Origin of the sequence: Psychrobacter glaciei (genome assembly GCF_014652895.1) — a bacterium.
Classification (GTDB): Bacteria; Pseudomonadota; Gammaproteobacteria; order Pseudomonadales; family Moraxellaceae; genus Psychrobacter; species Psychrobacter glaciei.
Window position 1 is genome coordinate 142,533 of the sequence record NZ_BMZR01000004.1, and the last position, 21,316, is coordinate 163,848.

Genomic DNA, 21,316 nt, shown 5'->3' on the forward strand with positions numbered 1-21,316 from the left:
TATCATTAGTCGTGATTAAGACTAATGAATTGCTATTCACTATAGGCCACACTTACTAAAAAAGCTAGCTGTCTAAATCAACCAATTGATGCGCAATTTTATCCAAATCAGGCACCAAGTAGAGAATGTTATCGATAATTACGGTTTGAAACAAGTAGGACTCTACAACGTTTTCTTGAAAGCGCTCTTTGACGTAGTCGATTTCGCTATCTGTCAGATTTTTGCCAGTCGCTTGAACCGTTTCACTATCGCTATTTTTCGTTTTTTGGGCGACGCTATAATCGATATTAGCATTGCTGGTATACTGTTCAGGAAGCTCAATATCCTTAACGTCAGAGATACGTACTTGTAGCTGGTGCAGTTCACCGACAGTCTGTAATGCTATGCGATGGGCAGCCGTATTACCCTCTAATACTATGATCTTTTCTGGCGTTTGCCCACTGGATAGCAAATGGAATACAGCGACTTCTTGTTGTTGCCACAGATAAGTCCAAATATGCTCATCAAAGTCATCCACACTCAAAATCAGGCTACTCGGAATAATCCAATCAGGCTGATTAAATGCTGGAACGATAGTGACATCTAGCATACCATTGTTCGTGGTTAGCAAGCTTACTGCCTCAAACGAATGTTTTAGAATTTGTTTCATACGTCGCTCACAATAGATTAATGCGAAGAGGCAACAGCCGCCCTTTCGCCAATATAGTCGGTAAGTTTTTGTGCTAAAGCCACAGGGCTACCAATAAAACCACAATATCCAGAATCAACAATCGCTTGTGGCTGACTAGGACAAGTACTGACACTTGGATCTTGCGCCCACAACTGACTGTCATTGTCTTGGATTAAATCCAGATACTGAGCCCCATCGTTACCCATACCTGAAAAAATAATATTGATCAGCTCACTACCATAAACATCGCTGGTGTTTTTTAGGATCTGACCAATAGCGGGCTTATAATCACCTTCCCATGCTTTAGCAAGTAATATAATCCGTCCGGTCGAATCGCAAACAATTTGCTTATCAATAGGCGCAATCAGACATTGACCCGCCTGTAAACGTTGCGACGAGGTAATGACCTGACAGCGCCAATCGTTATGACGATTCAGTATGCGTGGTAGCGTCCCAATCATCGTCTGGTTGAAATGATGCGCCAATAAAATACAAATGGGTAGCGTGGGTGACAAGTTATCTAAGAACTCTTTTACAGCGCTAGGACCGCCCATAGACGCACCCAAAAACACAACATACTGCCAGTCATTGGTATCGCTCTGATAAGCATTGGTATCTACCAATCCTGGTAGGAGTAGCATCTGTGCAAGCTTACGTTTTAGTTTGCGTTGCCATTTAGCATACTGCTTTGCCTCATTTAAATAAGGCGCTTGACTAAAACCCACCAAAACCCCGATTGATTGAGACATAGCAGTAGCCGTGGCTACACTGTCATCATAATCACTGTCTATCAACCAAATATCAATGGGTGTTTCATAACGTTCAAACTTATCGTGCAACTGCGCCCGTGATACACAATCAATGAGGGTAAAGCCACAGCCACGTACGGTATCTGAAAAGGCCATACGCTGGTGATGATCTTCTGCGACCACCAGCACCTTGATATCACTTTTGTTTTTGAGCGCTAATGGAACAGGTGCCTTATCCTTCATAAGTTAGGCTGACCTCTTCACCCAATAGCATTTGGATTTTATTCAGTAGCTCATTTTCTTGGAATGGTTTACCCATATAATCATTCACCCCAATCTCTAAGGCACGCTCACGATGCTTTTCACCAGTACGTGAGGTAATCATAATAATCGGAATGTGCTGCAAGCGTTTATTGTGGCGTATTTGAATGGCTACTTCGAAGCCATCCATACGTGGCATCTCAATATCCAATAAGATAAGATCCGGTATCGTCTCTTGTAGTATCTCAATCGCATCGACACCATCTTTGGCAACGGCAACTTTATACCCTTGACGCTCTAAGAAGCGCGACGTTACTTTACGTACTGTGACCGAGTCATCGACGACCATAACCGTCGGCTGAGATTCTAAGCGTCTATGCTTAGAGCCAACAGATGGCATGACTTCTTTAAGCGCTGGTGCATTACGCATCAAGGCAATCAAATCTAAGATAAGCATGACCGAGCCATCACCCATGATGGTAGCGGCTGAAATACCCGATAGGTTTGAGAATTGTTGTCCTAATGGTTTTACTACGACTTCAATACGTGACCCAGCTATCTGATCGACCTGCAGGGCAATATTCTGTCCAGTACGGTTTTTGATGATAATCACCGGCAAGCTCGTATTGGTATTGACCACCAGCTCATTGAGTTTATTACCTGATAAAATCTCATTTAAATAGCGCACACGGTAATCAGCGTCTTCAAAGTTTAGCGTGGCGTCATTTGACTGATAGTAATCATAAAGCTTTTCTGGATTGATACGTACCACACGCTCAATCTGAACCAGTGGTATGGCATAGTAGCGATCTGCTGCTCGCACTACTAGGGCATCCGATACGGCTACTGTGAGCGGTAGGCGCATGGTAAAACGCGACCCTTTGCCCAGCTCAGAGACTACAGACACGACGCCACCTAATTGACGAATCTCGCTGATAACGACATCCATGCCAACGCCGCGCCCTGAGATCTGTGTTAATTGCTTACTGGTACTTAAGCCCGCATTAAAGATGTACTGCATGATATCAAGATCGGTCAGACTACTGTCTGCTGCATCGATAAGGCCTTGATCAATAGCTTTGCTGCGAACAGCTTCGACATCGATACCGCGCCCATCATCGGATAAGTTGATGACAATTTCACTGCCTTCGCGCAACACCTCTAAAGTGATGTTACCACTGCGCTCTTTACCAGCTTTCAGACGCGTTGTACTGTCTTCGATACCATGATCGACGGCGTTACGTAGCATATGCTCAAGCGGCGACGTAATACGCTCTAGAATGGTTCTATCCATTTCGTCATCAGCATTAATAATTGTCAGCTCAACCGACTTATTAAGCTCATTAGCCGTTTGGCGTACCGTACGTTCAAGGCGCGGTGTCAAGCGCGTAAATGGCACCATACGCGAATTCATCAAGCCATCTTGTAGCTCAGTTTGCGTCCGTGACAGCTGTAATAATAAGCTCTCACTATCACGCGTTTTTTCTAAAAGAGTATGATTAATATCAACCAAATCTGATGCCGACTCTGTCAGAGATTTTGATAACTGATTCAGAGAAGAGTATTGATCCATCTCTAGCGGGTCAAAACCTTCATGGCTTATCAACTCATCATCTATCTGCGATAAGATTTGAGCTTCAAGCTCAATCTCCATTCGGCGTAACTGATCTGCCAAACGCTGTACCGTGATGCCCATCTCTTCAAGGCTGTTGGTCAAGCTACTCATGCCCATGTCAATACGCGCACGGTTAATCGCTGACTCGCCAGACAAGTTAATCATATGCTCAATCAAACCACCTGAGATACGGATCATCTCATTGCTACTAGCGCTCTGCTCTTGCTCCGTAAACTCACCGATCATCGACGGCATTTTACTGATGTCTTTTACCATACCTGCTGAGTTTCGATTTTCTTTGGCAGTCAAAATCGCTTTGCGCTGCGCTTGCAGAGATTCATTAGGTATTTGTTTTAAGCTATCAGGGTTTTTACTAAATTCTTGTAGCGACTCTATTAATAAAGCAGGCGTTGGCGGGTTGACTTGTTGCTTGAGAATAAATAGTGCATCTGCCATCCAGTCATGACAGGCCACGAGTAGCTCTAGGACTTTTTTTGTAGCAGGACGACGATGATGGGCAAGATCTTCATAGACCGACTCCATGTCGTGTGCCAAGTCCGCTATTCCATTAGCCGTGACCATTCTTGCGCCACCTTTAAGGGTATGCAAGTCACGCTGTAGCGCTTGTAAGGCAACCGTATCGCTCACGTTATCTAAAAATAACTGTAGATATTGATTATTATTGGTCAGCGCTTCTGCTTCTTCTAAGAATACTTCTAATATGTCAGGATCTGGTAAGCCATTGGCCCATGACTGTTTAATCATTCTATCAAGCGTTAGGATTTCTGTGTTTTCGACATTGCTGAGTATAGAGTCATCTTCAACAGCTTGCGGCTCAGCGACAGTATGATGTTTTGGCACGGGTACAATCAAATTAACCGTATCTGGCAATACTTGTGCTTTCTCAAAACGTTGTAACTGCTCGATAAGTTCGGGAGCAAAAAATGATTGCTGATGATTTACCATATGCATGACTTGCAACGACAAGGTATCTTGCACGATTTGCATAATCTCAAGCCACTGTGTGGTTGGCGCGCGTCTGTGCTCTACAAAAGCTTCATAGATACTCTCTGCTTCATGGGTCAAGTCTCCAATACTGCGGATACCTGCCATGCGTGCACCACCTTTGATGGTATGCAGATGACGTTGTAATACCTTTAGCGTATTGATGTTAGTAATATCCGCACGCCACTTATTAAAGCTTTCGGCAAGGGCATCATCAAGCTCTTGCGCTTCTTCTAAAAAGATCTCTAACAGTTCAATGTCAGTATCGATAGACTCTAACTGAAACTCAGCAGCAGAGACACTTTGCACGGTAGGCAGACCATCATTATCCTCATCAATAATGTCATCTTCAGTGTCAGCACCATTAGCAATACGCTGTAAATCCTCAAGAACGTGCCCATCGATTTTTAATGACGTGCTACCGGCCAATGCATCGAACAACCCTACTAACTGCGCATGCCCAGCCAACAACGTGGTTTGAATGTCTGTATCAGCTGCTGTTTCAGGACTGTCTTGCAGATGATTATAAGCGCCAGCTAAGGCACTGAGAATTGCAGTAAATTTTGGAATATCTACCGCTTTGCCAGCCAGATAATTTATTTGTGCCAGTTGTTGTTCAATATATTTCTGGACATGCTCACTTTCGGAGTGGCTCAGCGCCTCATTTAATTGCCATTCAGCATCGAGCAGTTCATCAATATTTTCGTCGAAAAGCTGTTCTATAGTGAGTTTATTGTCTGCTATCTCACTATAATCACCGACAGCATAATGCTCACCCAACATCGCTTGCAATGACGCAATATCTTGCTGGCTCTGCGCGTCTTCTACCGATATATCTTGCTGTTCGACGTTTGGTTTGTAATTATTAAGATAGCCATTAATCAGTGTCACAGACTGGGCTAACGCCTCTAAGTGTTGTGCCCTCATAGGAATATCTTGCTGTTGCAACAGCTCCAGACTCTGCTCTATTGTTGCACTGATTTCGCTAATCGCTGCCAAAGCGCTAGAACCTGAAGCGGCTCTTAGGGTATGGAATGCCCGAACAATGTGATCACTAACTTCAACATAGGGCTGACCTCGATGCTCATTAACAAAGGTATCAACCTCCTGTAATAGAGTCTCTGCTTCGTCGATGAAAATCTCAAAAAATGCTTTTTCTTCTGCATTTTGATGCGTCAAAATGACTGGCGCTTCTGCCATCATTTCATTAGCCGAATGAATGGTCTGCAGCATATTATCAATGTTTTCATCACTACTTTCGATCGTACTATCAGACTGTAATACTGAAGGTTGCTCAGTAGAGGTAAGCGCTTGCTCATATAACTTAGCATAGCTGAACTCATTACCATGCTGCTTACTAAAAGCGTTCGCACAGGCAATCCATAGTGGTACTAGCACTGGATAATCTTGGCTGTCACTTTCAAACGTGGTGAGCATAGCAGGATATGCTGCTAACACATCGGTAATAAGCTGTCTCATATCAGCTGAAGCAACAATACTCTTATCTAAAATGCGATTGAGCATGTTTTCTATTGACCATGCCAGCTCACCGGTATAGTTGGCACCAACCATACGACCAGAACCTTTTAGCGTATGGAATCCGCGGCGAATGTCTGCCAAATCGCTCAAATCAGTGGGAGACAGCTGCCAATGCTTATATAAAGGCACGATGTCGTCCAATACTTCATTCGCCTCTTCTATAAATATCTCTTTGATATCAGGATCGGCATCATTCGCATCTGTCGGTAACTGCTGCGTCTCTTGCATGAAAGAAAGGAGTACGGTGGGTAACATCAGACCAGAAAGAGAGTCTATGACGTTTCTATCTCCGCCTACTTCCTGTTCATTTTCAGACTCATCAATCGTGTCTACCAGATTGTTATATGCAGCAGTTGCCATTGTCTCATCTGAGTCCAAAGCCTCGTCTAATTCAGTGTCCGATGAGGCAGATACGGCAATGTTTAAACCCGTGTTAACTGGCTGTCCCGTTAGTACATTATGACTTTGTAAGATGGTTACCGCAGGATCAAAGCTTGGCGACTGTTGCGCCGTAAAATCTGTAACTAAGACTGAAAGTCGCTTGGTCGTCTCTGTTACTAGCGCAACAACCTCATCAGTGACAGGCAATGTCTTGTCTAAAAGTCGATTGAGCAGATTTTCGATTGACCACGCCATCTCGCTGATACTAAAGGCACCAACCATGCGCCCCGACCCTTTTAACGTATGAAAACCTCTACGTACTTCCGTTAAAGGTGTTAGATCTTGTGAATCCTGTTGCCAAATTGGTAAAAAATCTTCTAAGTCCTCAACGACCTCTGTCACCTCTTCAATGAAAATATCACGAATATCTTCATCTATATCGAAACTATCTGGCTTCACTTGTTCACGCGCACGTAGCAAAGCTTCACTGTCATTAACAGTGCTAAAATCATCACCGACGGTATTATTTATGATGAGGTTATCCGACTCGTCTTCTACCGCCGTTTCATGGCTCAAAATTGCCGTATCAAAGTCTTGATCTTTAAGAATTTGGTCATCGAGAGCGTGCTCAGTAATCGGCGCAATCTCACCGTTATCATCGTAGCGTAGTACATCGGTCGCCGCGACTTTTTGGCTAAGTAAGCTTTGGTCAACATTTTCAGGTGCTTGAATATACTCACTGAGCAATGTGGCAGCATTATCAATATGCTGATTTGCCAACGCTAATAGTGGCTGGTCAAAAACTTGCTGAGCCAGATAATCAAGCAACAGCTCTATTGAAGTCAGACCTTCAGCCAATGCTTGGGTAACCTTCCAACTGAGCACGTCAACTTCATGAGTGGTGAGTTGTACAAATAGGCTGGCTATAGCATCAGTCGCTTCACGGATTGAAGGCAATCCCATTTCATCAAAAGCATGACCAATATTAGTAAAATCAGCAGCCTCAGGTAAGAGAGCAATATCCTGACGCTGTATATATGCATTAAAGCTTTGTTTTATGTCTTCAACAGCAATGCGCAATTCACGTAAGTCTTTACTAGTAGAGTTGATGTCCGTACTAGAATCTGACTGTGCGTCGACACTCGCTGCTACATCAGACACCGGCGTAAAATCAGCGGCATCACCGATCTTTGTAGATATTGCCTGCTCTGTATTATAAATAGCACTATATAACTCTTGAAGCTGGCGTTCAATCTGCCACTGTTCTTGTGCAAACCCAGTCTCTGAGGAAAGGGCACGCTCTATATCAGCAATGATGGATACTGCTTTTGAGGCATAAAAAGTCCACCCTCGAGCTTCGAGTTGACTATTTATGCGTTGCAATGGGTTCAATAAAGTCTGCGGTTGATCGAGACTGAAAATAAGGGTCTCAAGCTCGCTCAATATACGAGGTAAAAAACGTGCATCCATTATCGCACTTTGCGGTAGATTACTGAGGATAGACTGCGTATGCTCGCTGCTTTGCGCAAGACCACTCAGCTCAATATAGAGGCTGGCGAGCAATTCTTTAATAATGCTCGACGCCAACTCGGCTTGATGTCCACAAGACTCTAGCACTTGCTCAAGCTTTGCCAATAGCGGAGCATAGTGCTTAGGCAACGGTGTTTTATTATGAGCAAGGTCGTGCAACCACAGCTCGGTTAAATACCATAGACGCTGCAAATCATCGTCTTGCGTGGTTTGCCATAAATACTCACTTACTTTTTCTAAGACCGTCAGTACTGAGGGCTGATTGCTATTGGCAACCAGTAGCGCCTGTACTTGCTGACGCCAAACCAATAGTAATTTTTGATACTGCTGAGTGTCTAGATGAGCATCTACCGCGTGGCTTGGCACGACTAGTTCAATATCATCGATAACTTTTTCAGAATTAATACCGCCATCGACTAGGCTTTTGTAATGAGCATTGCTGGCTATAGTGGATTGCGCTGACAAATGGTCGGTCGCTATACCCAGTCGTGATAGCGACTGAGTAAGATCATCAGCCGCTCTACTGATTAGAGCGGTATGATGACTGCTTGTACGCATATATTGCGTCAGCTCACGTTGTAACAGCCGATGAGAAAACTGACCGATGCGGCGATCATCAGGGGTAAAACCATCTTTGCTACCCGCCCCTGCCAACAGACTCAGCTTAGTCGCTAAATTTGACAGCAAAGGCAGATTAATCATAGTTAAAGCACCACCAACTTGATGATAGTGCTGCACCATTTGCTCGTAATTATTGCTGTCAGCGTCTAATTGCCAGCCATCAGATACTTGTGATAATTGCTGATTAAAAAGTGGTAATAACCACTCGAGCGTCACCATGTCATTGGGCTGGTTTTTCATAGATTTATCCTAACTCGTCTAGGCGCTAATTTAGGCACTGATCTTTTGCCACGCATTAATTTTTGGGTGCGCAATACGGCGCATATTTGAAGGACGCCAAAATAACGCCTCACCTGGAGCCAATACTATATAACCACCTAGTGCACACTGCTCTGACAGCTTGTTAAGAATATCTCGTTGATCAAATTTACGAAAATATAGCAGCATATTTTGGCAGATGATGACCTGCTGTAGATCGGACGTGGGTGGTTCTTGACCGATAATATTGTGTAAAGCAAAGCTAACATACTGCTGTAAAGTTGGCACGATTTGCCAATGTTCTTGAGTGTCGTTAATAGTACTTTCTACTATAGATGAATCAAAAACAGTCGATTGATCGGGTACAGTTTCAGAATGTAATGGGTAAATAAACTGCTGACAGCTTGACGGAATCAATGTTTTTTGACGTTTGTCATATTGTGCCAAACGTGCTTTCGTAATTGCTTTTTGGCTGACATCTGTACCCAATACGGCGTAATTGACCAGCTGCTTTGATGCCAAACTCATGGCAAGCGACCAAGTCTCCTGTCCACTGGCACAGCCAACACTCCAAATGCGAAACGTCTCATCAATACTGTCATCTATTAGACTCAGTCGCTGGTGTCGCAAGGCGCACTCTGTAATGAATTCTATAGAAGGCATATGACGAAAGAAGCGACTTTCATCAATCAGCACTTTGTCCAATAATTGCTGGCGCAGCGCATCATTGCTTGGCAGTTGACGCCATAATTGCAAAATCGATAGTCCATGCGCGGCAGCCGTACGGTCAATCGCATTTACCAACCACTGTCGTTGGATAGGAGGTAAAACAAAGCCAATTTCTTGCTCTATATAACGTTGCCATTGCTGTGTATCAAAGGCATTAACTTGACCTAAGACTGTCACCAAATCGGGATTGGCTTTATCGACTACATTAACGTCTTGTTGAGTATGCTTATCCACGTGACCTGCTATTATTACTGCTGCCCAGCATCACTACTAGAGCAGCACTTTGATTAACATCTCAAGATAACAAAACCCTAAGCTTGATGACTAATTATGATACTTACCTATTACGCATTCGCTAATTATTAAGCGTTGGTCAATAGGTTTTCTTCAGCTTCTAATTGCTCATCATCGTTCGATACTTTGAAGCCAGTCACCGACTCTTGGAGGGCAGCAGCCATTTCACTTAGCTCACCAATAGAACGCGCTGTAGCCATCGTACCAGATGAGGTTTGTGAGGTAATGTCTTGAATGATATTCATCGTGTGAGAGATATGTCCAGCAGACTCAGCCTGTTGCTGGGCGGCATTTGAGATGTTTTGAATCAGATCTGCCAACGTATTAGAAACGCTCTGTACCTCTTCTAGTGCTTCACCAGCATCTTTGGCCAAACGTGCACCGCGTACAACCTCAGAGGTCGTGGATTCCATTGACATCACAGCTTCGTTGGTATCCGCCTGAATGGTTTTTACCAGTGTTTCAATCTGTTTGGTAGCATTGGCTGAACGCTCAGCGAGACGTTGAACTTCATCAGCAACTACCGCGAAACCTCGACCAGCCTCCCCTGCCATTGACGCCTGAATGGCCGCGTTCAATGCCAATACGTTGGTCTGATCCGCAATATCATTAATCAATCCAACGATATCACCAATCTCTTGCGAAGATTCACCGAGGCGCTTGATACGCTTTGACGTCTCTTGAATCTGATCACGAATAACGTTCATGCCTTCAATAGAGCGCTGTACAACCTCTGCCCCATTGTAAGAGATAGCAACCGAGCGCTGAGCAACCGTTGCAGACTCTGCCGCGTTGTTTGAAACTTGGTCAATTGAGACAGTCATCTCATTAATTGCTGCGGATACACCAGCGATTTCTTGCGCTTGGTTTTCCGAGGCTTCAGCAAGCTCAACCGCATTCATCTGCGTCTGCTCTGAGGACTGTGAAACGCGATCAGCGGTACTGTTAATAACCAGTACCAATTGACGTAATTGGTCAATGGCGAAGTTTACCGAATCAGCAATCGCCCCAGTGAAATCTTCTGATACAGTCGCATTGACCGTCAAATCACCGTCCGCCAAATCACCCAACTCATCAAGCAAACGCAAAATTGCAATCTGGTTACGCTCATTCTCTTCTTGAATTTGGCGCGCACGCTCGGATTCTGCTTCTGCTTCTTGACGACGACGTAAAGTCTCTTTTTCGATGAGTAGACGCTCTGAGCCGCCACGCTGACTAAGTAACTTATATAAGGCAAATAGAATACCGGCAACACCTACTACAAATATAATCACTGGCAATACTACTGATTGATTAAAATCAGGCAGATATTGACTTACTGATGACAATGAATTGACTAGCCAAATTAGACAAACCACGGTCAATAAAGCAAAAAACCCCAATAATAATTTCCAAATATTATTGGCGTCTTTAACCGTGTGCGTTGTTTTGCTATTGCCAGTTACAGAGTTCTTTATAACATCACTCATCTTGCGTATCCCTTTCGAACAATCGTCAAAGTCTTATCGTGACTGACTCCGACAATCATATTGTTATCGAAACAATAGTGATTAGCAAAGCCTGTATGAATGCTGACATACAACTGTATTATGTCAGTCGGTGTTTCTTTTCATCGTGCTAGCAGGCGAGTATTTCATGGCAGCAAATACCGTATGAAAGACCGTTATAGCGCTGCATCAGCATACTGCAAATCTTGCACTAACAAGCTTGGCATAAAAATATACCAATCTTGTTCATCTTTAAAAAACTTGCCATGATTATAAGGAGAGAATGGCGAGTTATATTCAAGCGCTTCTGGGCGATATTCATCACGAGTAAATTGCTCGATACCAAGTACTTGATCGACAAGTAATCCTGAAAACACATTATCATGATCGATCACAATAACCTTGCGTTGGCTCATTTGCGCCAACCGACTAGGAACCTGCAAAAACTCAGACAAATCCGTCAGTGGTAATAGGCGTCCGCGAATGTTGGCGATGCCAATCATCCAAGGCTTTACTAAGGGCAGACTGGTGAATTCTGGCATAGTGAGTATTTCTGAGACTTGACCCATTGGTGCCACCAAGCGCTGACCACCAATCTCAAATACCACACCCTGCCAGTCGGATTCTTGTCCACCGTGACGGCCACTTTTACGTGCGCGTGCCAAATCTGCGAAACGCAGAAGCTCAATAAACCCTTTGGAAGCCACAAGTTACCCCATTACTTTGCGAATAATATTAACCAGACCATTTTCGTCAACTGGCTTGGTTATGTATTCTTTAGCGCCTTGGCGCTTACCCCAAACACGATCCGTTTCTTGATTTTTGGTACTAATCATAATGATAGGAATATGCGATGTTGTTTTGCCACGAGTTATCTTACGAGTAGCTTGAAAACCATTCATTTCAGGCATGACCACATCCATCAAGATGACATCTGGTAAATGATCAGTTGCCATTTGACAGCCTTGCTCACCATTGGTTGCTTCAAGCACCTGATAGTTGTTTTTTGCAAGCATGTCGCGAAATTTCGCCATCTCTGATGGCGAGTCGTCAATGACTAAAATAGTAGCCATGGAAATTTCCTTTATTTTCGATGATATCCGTTGGGATATATTATTGAGACAAATCTATTAAAAATAATGCCTGACACTTTCGAGGGCAGCACTATTTCCACGATGATATATATAAAGTAGTAAACACTAAACAATACTGTTGTGATCGTCACTGAGCTATTTCTAACACGGCTATTTAATTAACCTGAAATCTTAATTCATGGAACAGTCACGACAGCTAATAGTTGCTTTTTGTATGACAGTCTTCTTAGCCACTTGCACTAGCCGTACCGCTGCACATATGAAGCATACCAATATAACTGCCTAATTATCAGTTTTATAAAATGGTTGGTTATTAACGGTACTGATTGATTGCTTCAAAAAGCTCATCTTTACTAAATGGTTTAGTCAAATACTCATCTGAACCGACAATACGTCCACGTGCCTTGTCAAATAAACCATCTTTAGATGACAGCATAATCACCGGCTTACTGGCATAATCAGGGTTGTTTTTGATCAATGCACAAGTCTGATAGCCATCCAAGCGTGGCATCATGATATCAACAAAAATGATATCGGGATTGTTGTCAACAATCTTGGCTAAAGCATCAAAACCGTCAATAGCGGTTACTACTTCGCAGCCAGCTTTTTGTAATAAAGTCTCTGCCGTACGGCGAATGGTTTTTGAGTCATCGATAACCATGACCTTCAGACCCTCAAAATTATTTTCCATTATCATTATCCTATGAATGACTATTTATTCGTAGCGCTATCTGTCAGTGCAAAATTTTAACAGTTATTCCAATTTATAAAATGGCTTATTTTTGGATTGATATGAACGACTAAGTTTGCATTTTACGCTGTCATAATAGCTAACATGTTCTTTATCAGTATTGTCTATCAAGCATGACGTTACCTTCAGTTACTATACGCACTTTACCGTCAATTATCTTCGTAAATTAATTTCTAATCTGAGTTTAATTTACGAAGATAATTATCAGATTTTATGACCATCACTAAGGCGTGTCCCCATTTTGAAAATAATAATAAAAATGAGATAAATACTTAAATGGGAGGTCATATAGCTAAGAAGTCATGTGGCTAACAAGCGTCTTACTGTATAAAATCGCCTATATGACCAATCATTTTTCTTATGTAAATTTCAAACCTGTCAAAATTCACAGGCACAATCGTTATAAATACAAACAATTTAACGGGCATAACACTCATCAAAGAAGTGTGGTAAGAATTTAACATTGGGTAGAAGCAACAGTTATCTTACCGAATCATCTTCATTTGTGATAAATATGTATCACTGTATTTTAATATGTTCGTTTTAGCACAGTTACTCGTTGTTTTCCAGTTATTTAGTGAATTTATGTTCAAATTAATCATCGGTTTAGCAAAAATACTCTGATTATGACTCTTCCTCTTCCAGTCATGCGTTTGAAATCAATAACTCTGTCTCGTTGCGTAAATATCGCACTATTATTTGCCCTCGCCCTGATTCACTATATAATAAACCAATGTTTATGAGGGCAATTGGTATGAGAGTTTTTATAGGTCTAAAAAATAGTGCGTATTTATGCAGTGCTTTATTATTGCTTGCTGCCTGTCAGCCCTCGCCCCCTACTGATGAGCCTGTGACCGCTGAAAATAGTGAGACGGTAGAGACACCCATTATCATTGATGACGATAGCGTTACCATGACGCCTGACCATATTTTAAGTATAAAGCCATCACGCTATCAGCCCAGCATAGGACTCCAAGGCCGTATTGAACCAATCAAGAAGACCCAGTTCACCGCAGCAAAAGCGCTCACTGTCCAGCAAGTATTGGTAGAAGAAAATCAATGGGTAGAAAAAGGCACGCCACTGTTAATTGTCCAGCGTCAGGAAGCAGCTAGTAAACCCACAGAGTCAGCGACTACCTCAACGGCTGAAAATACAGAATTTGCAACATCAGACCAATCTACACAAAATAGTAAAACAGAGAACAAGACTGATAACCTAAGCCAAACAACGAAGCCGACACCAACATCGATAAAGGCTAATGAAAATAACGCTGAAGCGCCTCAGTCTAGCGGTGATAAAACTAGCGTTGATAAAAATAATGTAATAGCCAGCAAAAATGCACCTGCTAGTACCAAACCATCCTACAAATTGATGACGGTGCGTGCCAGCTTCTCAGGACGTGTCGAAAAGCTGTATGCCGAAGCTGAACAAAAAATAGACGCACGCCAACCACTTTTGCAGCTCAGTGATGAAACTGAATTACATTTCATCGGCATTGTACCCATTCAAGCTGAGCCTCAGCTTTCTGTCGGACAGACGGTCAATTTTACCGCTGAAGGCATGTCGGATAAGTTTACTGGACAAGTTAGCAGGTTGACGGCAACAGTTCAGCCCAAACAGCTTTTGGTTCATGTAAATGTCGTCAATAATGAAATCAGTCGCGAGAAATTACAGCCTGATATGCAAGTGACGGGGCGTGTCAATTATGGTCAGATCGATGTCGGTACGATTGTCCCCGAACGCGCGTTACATGACGTTGACTTAACAGAGTTGCAGCGCCCACCCTATAAACCGTTAAGACCCTTGAGCGCCAATGTATGGATTATTAAGCAAGACCAACGCCTAACTCGTCAGCCAGTTGAGGTCGTCGAATACGATCCTATTACCAAGCAGTATTTAATTGCAGGCATTAGCAATGACAGTTTAATTTGTCTTGCCGACTTAACCATTGAATCTAAAGGTAAAAAAGTGGTGGTTTCTTAGAGAGCAGTAGAGACAGTTACATTGTGTAGAAACATTAACAAAGCGTGTCTTGTTTAGTCACGTGTTAATTAGGCAATATAGTATTATTACTTTGTCTTATATTGACTGAAAGCTTAATCATGTTTCTTTAACCCTATCTTAACGGTCAATGTCTTATGATTAAGGACAATAACGATTTAGAAGCACTTAGATTTAGAATAATGCAGATTTAGGATAGTATAGATATCGAGGCGCGCTAGAACTTTAATAAAAAGCGATTTCTTGACAAACCATAACAACAACTAGAGGACAAGCTATGAGTAAGCAGATTTTGTTAATTGAAGATGATCCAGATTTAGCAGAACTAATCAGCGACTATCTGACCATGAATTACTATGATGTGCATCATGCAGGACTTGGTCAAGAAGGTCTGGAGTTGCTAGACACCAAAGAGCGCGGTATTGACTTGGTGGTTCTTGATTTGATGCTACCTGATATGGATGGCATGCAGGTTTGCCAAAAGATACGCGGTAACAAAAACAATATGACCAATAAAGTGCCGATCATCATGCTAACGGCAAAAGGCGATACTACCGATCGCGTATTGGGTCTTGAGATGGGCGCTGATGACTATATCTCTAAACCATTCGAGCCACGTGAACTATTGGCACGGATACGAGCGGTCATTCGTCGTCACGAGCAGCCAAATCAAGCAGACAGTCAATCAGACAGTTTGACCTTTGGCCGTCTCAGTGTGTTCCCTGATAGCCACGAAGTAACGATCGATGAGCTGCCTGTGCGTTTGACGACGCATCAGTTTCAATTGCTGCACTACTTTGCCACCCATTCTGGTAAGGTACTGAATCGTGAGCAATTGTGGCAAGCCATGCCAAATGATGACAGCTCAGACAATATTGATCGTGCTATCGATGTTCATATCTCACGCTTACGTGCCTTGATCGAAGACAATCCACGCCAACCAAAGCGTATTATCACTGTACGCGGTGTTGGTTATCAGTTTGCTACCGATCAGGTTTGATCTTAAATGGCTCGATATACAATTAATCGAGCCTGTCACCATAGTTTGGATTAAATCAGACGAATGGCGTGATATGAATTGATACGAGCATCTGACAATAGAGATGGTTTAATGCAGCAACTGGGTTTTCGCTCCGTATTTGCCAAGTTATTTGCCAGTGTGATGCTGGCACTTACCTTATTTGCAGTCGCCATGGTGCTATTGACACAGCTGGTGCATGACAAAGATGCGGGTATCCGCTCAGAAGTATTGGCCACGCAGATTTTGGGTCAAATTGATCCTTTTTTGCATGAGCTGAATATCTCCATTAGTAAGGACAACCGTTTACAGTCACGCTTTATGCTGGCGGTGGTCAAAAAAAGCTTTGATATCTTTGACGAATCCTTACAAGCAAAGATGGGGTTATATGACAACGAAGGTCGTTTGCTTATGCAGACTGACAATAGTGACTTGCCGTTAGTGCTACCGCCGACTCCCTCTTTATTTTCACAAGTTTTTCCATCCCTTTCAGACACCTCCCCTACCAAGCAAGCTCAAGTATATAGCAGCACTGGTTATACGTTACTGTACGAATCACGCTTGCCGCCAAAAAAACCCGTGCTTTCCGCTGCCTTAAATTTATTTACTGGTACCCTATTGCTGCTATTAATTATGGCAGGCGTTCTATGGTTGATTGCTCGCACTATGACGTGGCGTATCAATCAGATGAGCCAGCAAATGACCCAATTGGGTGATGGTGATTTTACGGTAAGAGTTAATGCACGTGGTAACGATGAAATTGCTTCGTTAGCACGCGGCTTTAACCAAGCGGCACAAAAAATTGAGCACCTTATTAATGCCAACAATCTGCTATTGGCGCATGCCTCTCACGAGCTGCGTACGCCGATTACCCGTATCCGCTTACAAATCGAGATGATGGATATGCTGGCAAATGCGATGCCAACAGATACCAAAGCAAAATTTGATAAACGTGCGCAAGCGATCAACCGAGATTTGTCGGGGCTTAATGATTTGGTTGAAAGTATCTTATTGGTAAGTCGCTTAGATGCTGGTCATGTCATGCAGCAAGTCGAGCATTTGGATTTGTATGACTTAGTGAATCAAGAGCGTCAGCATTACTCTGAAGCCACTTTGATAGGTGAGCATATCGTCATTGATGGTCAGGCACCGATGCTGACCCATCTCATTCGCAACCTCTTAACCAATGCCATGCTACATGGTAAGCCACCGGTTACCGTCTTGATCTATGGCATTCAGACTGTTGATGAAGCCGATACCATTCCAGATTATTTGCTGCAAACAGTGGTTTGTAGTAGCTTTGCTGATTATAACAGTTCAGATTTTGACCATTATGATGAATCACATGCCCCTGATAACTTAATACAGCAAACGTCGGCACAACTTAACGAAGTTTCTAATGGGTCTCCTACAACTAATACTGACAAAGACAAAGCAGAAAAAGTAGCAGCGCTAATCACACTACCAGCACCACCGATTTATCGAAATGGTGAGAGCATTGTGTTTGATAATAACGATGCTGATGATGACGGTTCAAATGTGGATGTAACTGACGTCATCACTGACAACACTAAAATAACTGACATGACTGGGCTAGAAACTGGCACCTCAGCAACAGACGCTAGCAATTGTGCCGATGTTGAAGAAAATGCTGCTGGAGATTCTATAATCAGTGACAATACGCTCAACGTTAATTCAGAATCGTCCCTAATCGCTAACTACCAGAGTTTTACCACGGAATTGACTGAGAAAATTAAAAAAGTCATGTGGAAAGCCGTTCCTGACAGTAAAAAATCTGTAGAAATCTGTAGCCATAACGAAGCAATTATTAGTAGTAAAGCGATCAGTAAATCCACTGATGCGCTATTAAATGATAATATCCAATCTCGGAAAACCAGTAAATTAACGACCGATGAAACTGTTAGCAAAGATGATATTAAAGGCAATGCTCAAAGCGAGAGCGAGACGCCGACCACAGCGCGTAAAGAAAATTTATTCACTAAACACATGAAAAAAGCCAAAGCCGAACCAATACGCCCGCTACCAAAATACGTTGTGCTGGCGGTCATTGATGAAGGCGAAGGTATTCCTGAAGACAAACGCGAAGAAGTCTTTAGTCCATTCGTGCGCTTGCAACAAAAAAACAAAGGCTCAGGTTTGGGCTTATCCTTGGTTTCGCAAATCGTCACTGCTCATCAAGGGCGTATCGTGACTGATACTATCAATGGTCACACCAGATTTTTGGTCGTTATACCCGTAAAGCAAGATCCACATTATAACTATCACGACAATAACCACTAGCACGATAATCATCACTAGCAACTGGCAGAACCTCCTCTACTCTGCTGGTCATGACCTCCTTCTCATACAACAACTTAAATTTTCCAGATAGCTTATAACTAATAACCATTAGTCATAAGCCGTTCACGGATGTGCATATCCAAAACATTACATAATATGCTATATTACCGCCCCTTATTGCATTGTTAATGGTAGCGACCATCCACTTTGACGCTGTCATTAGTAAGTTGCAGCCTAATTATTCTATAACCATCATAAACCTATTAAATTTTGAGCCCTCCATGAGTGACATGATTGTCTTAAACGATGTGACCAAAAGTTTTTTAAGCGACCGATCAATCAAAGATAAAGACGGTAAGCCGCATTGGTTTACCGCTGTCGAACCGACTTCATTGTCTGTTCAGCAAGGTGAAATTTTTGGTCTGATGGGCTACTCAGGCGCAGGGAAATCTACCCTTTTGCGTTTGATTAACTTACTTGAACGTCCAGATTCTGGTCAAGTAGTGATAGATGGTACTGATTTGACCACCTTGTCTGCTAGCGATTTGCGTATCGCTCGTCACAACATTGGTATGATTTTTCAGCAATTTAATCTGATGTCCAATCGCACGGTGTTTGATAACGTGGCATTTAATTTGACCGTTGCTGGTTATCCAAGCCGTGATATTCATAAACGGGTTATGGATTGTCTTGAGATTGTTGACTTGATCGATCGTGCTGGCCACTACCCTGCGCAGCTGTCAGGTGGACAAAAGCAGCGTGTGGGTATTGCCCGCGCAATTGCACCCAGTCCAAAAGTACTGTTAGCCGATGAGCCGACCAGTGCGCTTGATCCTGCGACGACGCGCAGTCTACTGACCTGTCTACGCGATATCAACGAACAACTTGGCGTCACCATTGTCATTGTGACTCATGAGATGAGCGTCATTCGTAGGCTCTGTCATCGTGCAGCATTACTACACCAAGGACAATTACTTGAAGTGGCAGATATTCGCGATGGTCTTATTCAGGCCACTACTCCGATTGGCAAAGGCTTAGTGCACGAAGACTAATGAGGCAGGAGAAACACATATGTTAACTGGTACTGAATTATCTGCTTCAATCGATAAACTGTTGGTGCTGCGCAAAGAAATTATAAGTGCCTTTATCGATACCTTTGTTATGCTTGGTATTTCTACAACAGTCGCCATTGTCATTGGCGGACTGTTTGGCATATTCTTATTTTTGTCCAGTGATCGACAGTTTTTGCAAAACAAAACCCTCTACGGGGTACTTGGCGGCATCACCAACTTTATGCGCGCTTTCCCGTTTGTGATTTTGATGATTGCCATGAGCCCATTTACTAAAGCCATCGTCGGCACAGGTATTGGACCCATCGCCGCATCGCTAGTACTCGCGATTGCAGGTTCGTTCTACTTTGCCCGTCTGGTCGAGCAAAACTTACGTGAAGTGCCACGCGGTATTATTGAAGCAACCGAGTCTATGGGTGCACGACCTTTTACTATCATAAAAGTTTTACTAAACGAAGCGCGCTCAGGATTGGTGCTATCAGTGACCATCCTCTGTATCAGTCTGCTGTCTTATTCAGCGGCGGCTGGTATGATCGGTGGTGGCGGTTTGGGTGATTTGGCCATTCGTTATGGCTATTATCGCTATCAAACTGAAGTGATGATTTTTATCGTGATTGTATTATCAATCATGGTTATCTCAATCCAAGCCTCTGGCAATTGGCTCGCCAATCGTTTAGATAAACGTTAAACCGCTTTAGAGAATACTTGACATCACGAGCGACTAGGTTTATTTTTGGCCATACTCAACCCTTATCTCAGCGCTTATACCAAAAAGCAGCATTACTATTGATAATGTTGCTTTTTTAATTTTCAGACGATAAACGTTTTACTCAATCCCATTCATTAAAGGACATATTATGAAATTAACAGATATCAGCCGTCAGTTAGCGACCGCATTTGCCGCTGTTGGTGTATCAGGCTTGGTCTTAGTCGGTTGCAGCAATTCATCAGCACCAGAAGCGACCAAAGAGCCAGTTACCGAAGGGTCAACTGCAGAGACTGCCGCTAGCGATATCGATCCTGATCATACCAAAATCATTATCGGTACCACTGAAGGCGACTTTGCTGATATGGTTCGCAATCAAGTGAAAAACACGCTTGAAACACAAGGTTATGAAGTTGAGCTGATTGCCTTTACCGACTATGTGCGCCCGAACCTTGCACTGGCTGAAGGTGATTTGGATATCAATATTTTCCAGCATAAGCCTTACCTTGATACCTTCAAAAAAGAAAATAACCTTGACCTAGTTGAGGTATTCCAAGTACCAACAGCACCACTTGGTATCTATTCAGGTAAAAAAGCCAATCTTGATGCTGCTTTTAAAGGCATGAGTGTTTCTGCGCCAAACGATCCAAGTAACTTTGCTCGTGCTTTGGTCATGATGAATGATCTTGGCTGGATTAAGCTAAAAGACGACATCGATCCATTGACTGCGTCAAAAGCTGATATCGCTGATAACAGCAAATACGACATCGAAATCATTGAACTAGAAGCCGCCCAACTACCACGCGCGCGTGATGAAGTTGACTTTGCAGTGATCAATGGTAACTATGCTACTGACGCTGGTATCAAACTGACTGAAGCCTTGTTCCAAGAGCCTAGCTTTGCTTACGTCAACTGGTCAGCGATTAAATCAGCGGATACTGGTAAAAAATGGGTTGAAGACGTAACCAATGCTTATAATTCTGAAGCTTTCAAAAAGTATGCTCATGATACTTTCCCTGGTTATAAGTACCCAAAAATCTGGGGCGCTGATCACGGTGCAAACACGGATACCGCGACAGAATCTGCACCAGTAGAAGCTATTGCTCAATAATTTTTAGATCAAAAAATACCTGAACATATAGGTATTATGCTAATGACGAACGCCCATTGCTGAATAGTAGTGGGCGTTTTTTATGGCCTCGATTTTGTGATTATTACTCTTTTAAACCTGTCTC

13 protein-coding genes and 1 pseudogene are annotated in these 21,316 nt (G+C 43.0%); 6 read left to right on the forward strand and 8 right to left on the reverse strand.

Features of this window, described 5'->3' with window-relative positions; translation table 11 throughout:
* Positions 1 to 64: 64 nt before the first annotated feature.
* From IE130_RS10530 to pilG, 8 genes and pseudogenes are all read right to left on the reverse strand, one after another.
* Positions 65 to 649 carry a hypothetical protein gene (locus tag IE130_RS10530; RefSeq protein ID WP_189585579.1) on the reverse strand — a complete coding sequence of 195 codons (585 nt, stop codon included), beginning with the start codon at positions 647 to 649 and terminating at the stop codon, positions 65 to 67.
* A gap of 17 nt (positions 650 to 666) precedes the next feature.
* Positions 667 to 1,662 carry a chemotaxis protein CheB gene (locus IE130_RS10535; protein WP_189585582.1) on the reverse strand — a complete coding sequence of 332 codons (996 nt, stop codon included), beginning with the start codon at positions 1,660 to 1,662 and terminating at the stop codon, positions 667 to 669.
* A complete protein-coding gene (locus IE130_RS10540; RefSeq protein WP_189585585.1) occupies positions 1,652 to 8,611 on the reverse strand; it encodes an Hpt domain-containing protein in 6,960 nt (2,319 codons plus the stop codon). The genes IE130_RS10535 and IE130_RS10540 overlap by 11 nt, the downstream gene beginning before the upstream one ends.
* 30 nt (positions 8,612 to 8,641) lie before the next feature.
* Complete coding sequence (locus IE130_RS10545) at positions 8,642 to 9,592, reverse strand: CheR family methyltransferase (protein WP_189585588.1); 951 nt, start codon at positions 9,590 to 9,592, stop codon at positions 8,642 to 8,644.
* Between the two features lie 128 nt (positions 9,593 to 9,720).
* A pseudogene (locus tag IE130_RS10550) lies at positions 9,721 to 10,767 on the reverse strand (methyl-accepting chemotaxis protein); the annotation flags it as partial.
* A 548-nt stretch (positions 10,768 to 11,315) separates the two neighbouring features.
* A complete protein-coding gene (locus IE130_RS10555) occupies positions 11,316 to 11,846 on the reverse strand; it encodes a chemotaxis protein CheW (protein ID WP_010201621.1) in 531 nt (176 codons plus the stop codon).
* Positions 11,847 to 11,849: 3 nt separating this feature from the next.
* A complete protein-coding gene (locus tag IE130_RS10560; RefSeq protein WP_010201622.1) occupies positions 11,850 to 12,212 on the reverse strand; it encodes a response regulator in 363 nt (120 codons plus the stop codon).
* Between the two features lie 334 nt (positions 12,213 to 12,546).
* The gene (gene pilG, locus IE130_RS10565) at positions 12,547 to 12,924 is read right to left on the reverse strand and encodes a twitching motility response regulator PilG (protein ID WP_010201623.1); all 378 of its coding nucleotides are present in this window, start codon (positions 12,922 to 12,924) and stop codon (positions 12,547 to 12,549) included.
* An 814-nt stretch (positions 12,925 to 13,738) separates the two neighbouring features.
* On the opposite strand from pilG, the gene IE130_RS10570 reads away from it, so the two are divergent.
* The 6 genes from IE130_RS10570 (at position 13,739) to IE130_RS10595 (ending at position 21,192) form a co-directional block, all read left to right on the forward strand.
* A complete protein-coding gene (locus tag IE130_RS10570; RefSeq protein ID WP_189585594.1) occupies positions 13,739 to 14,968 on the forward strand; it encodes an efflux RND transporter periplasmic adaptor subunit in 1,230 nt (409 codons plus the stop codon).
* Between the two features lie 295 nt (positions 14,969 to 15,263).
* The gene (locus IE130_RS10575) at positions 15,264 to 15,986 is read left to right on the forward strand and encodes a response regulator transcription factor (protein WP_010201627.1); all 723 of its coding nucleotides are present in this window, start codon (positions 15,264 to 15,266) and stop codon (positions 15,984 to 15,986) included.
* A 111-nt stretch (positions 15,987 to 16,097) separates the two neighbouring features.
* A complete protein-coding gene (locus IE130_RS10580; protein ID WP_189585598.1) occupies positions 16,098 to 18,305 on the forward strand; it encodes a HAMP domain-containing sensor histidine kinase in 2,208 nt (735 codons plus the stop codon).
* A gap of 281 nt (positions 18,306 to 18,586) precedes the next feature.
* Positions 18,587 to 19,357 (forward strand): methionine ABC transporter ATP-binding protein, encoded by a 771-nt coding sequence (locus IE130_RS10585; RefSeq protein ID WP_189585601.1) that lies wholly within the window; start codon positions 18,587 to 18,589, stop codon positions 19,355 to 19,357.
* 19 nt (positions 19,358 to 19,376) lie between these two features.
* The gene (locus IE130_RS10590) at positions 19,377 to 20,063 is read left to right on the forward strand and encodes a methionine ABC transporter permease (RefSeq protein ID WP_189585604.1); all 687 of its coding nucleotides are present in this window, start codon (positions 19,377 to 19,379) and stop codon (positions 20,061 to 20,063) included.
* A 169-nt stretch (positions 20,064 to 20,232) separates the two neighbouring features.
* Positions 20,233 to 21,192, forward strand: coding sequence for a MetQ/NlpA family ABC transporter substrate-binding protein (locus IE130_RS10595; protein WP_189585607.1), 960 nt, complete (start codon positions 20,233 to 20,235; stop codon positions 21,190 to 21,192).
* The last annotated feature ends 124 nt before the right edge of the window (positions 21,193 to 21,316 follow it).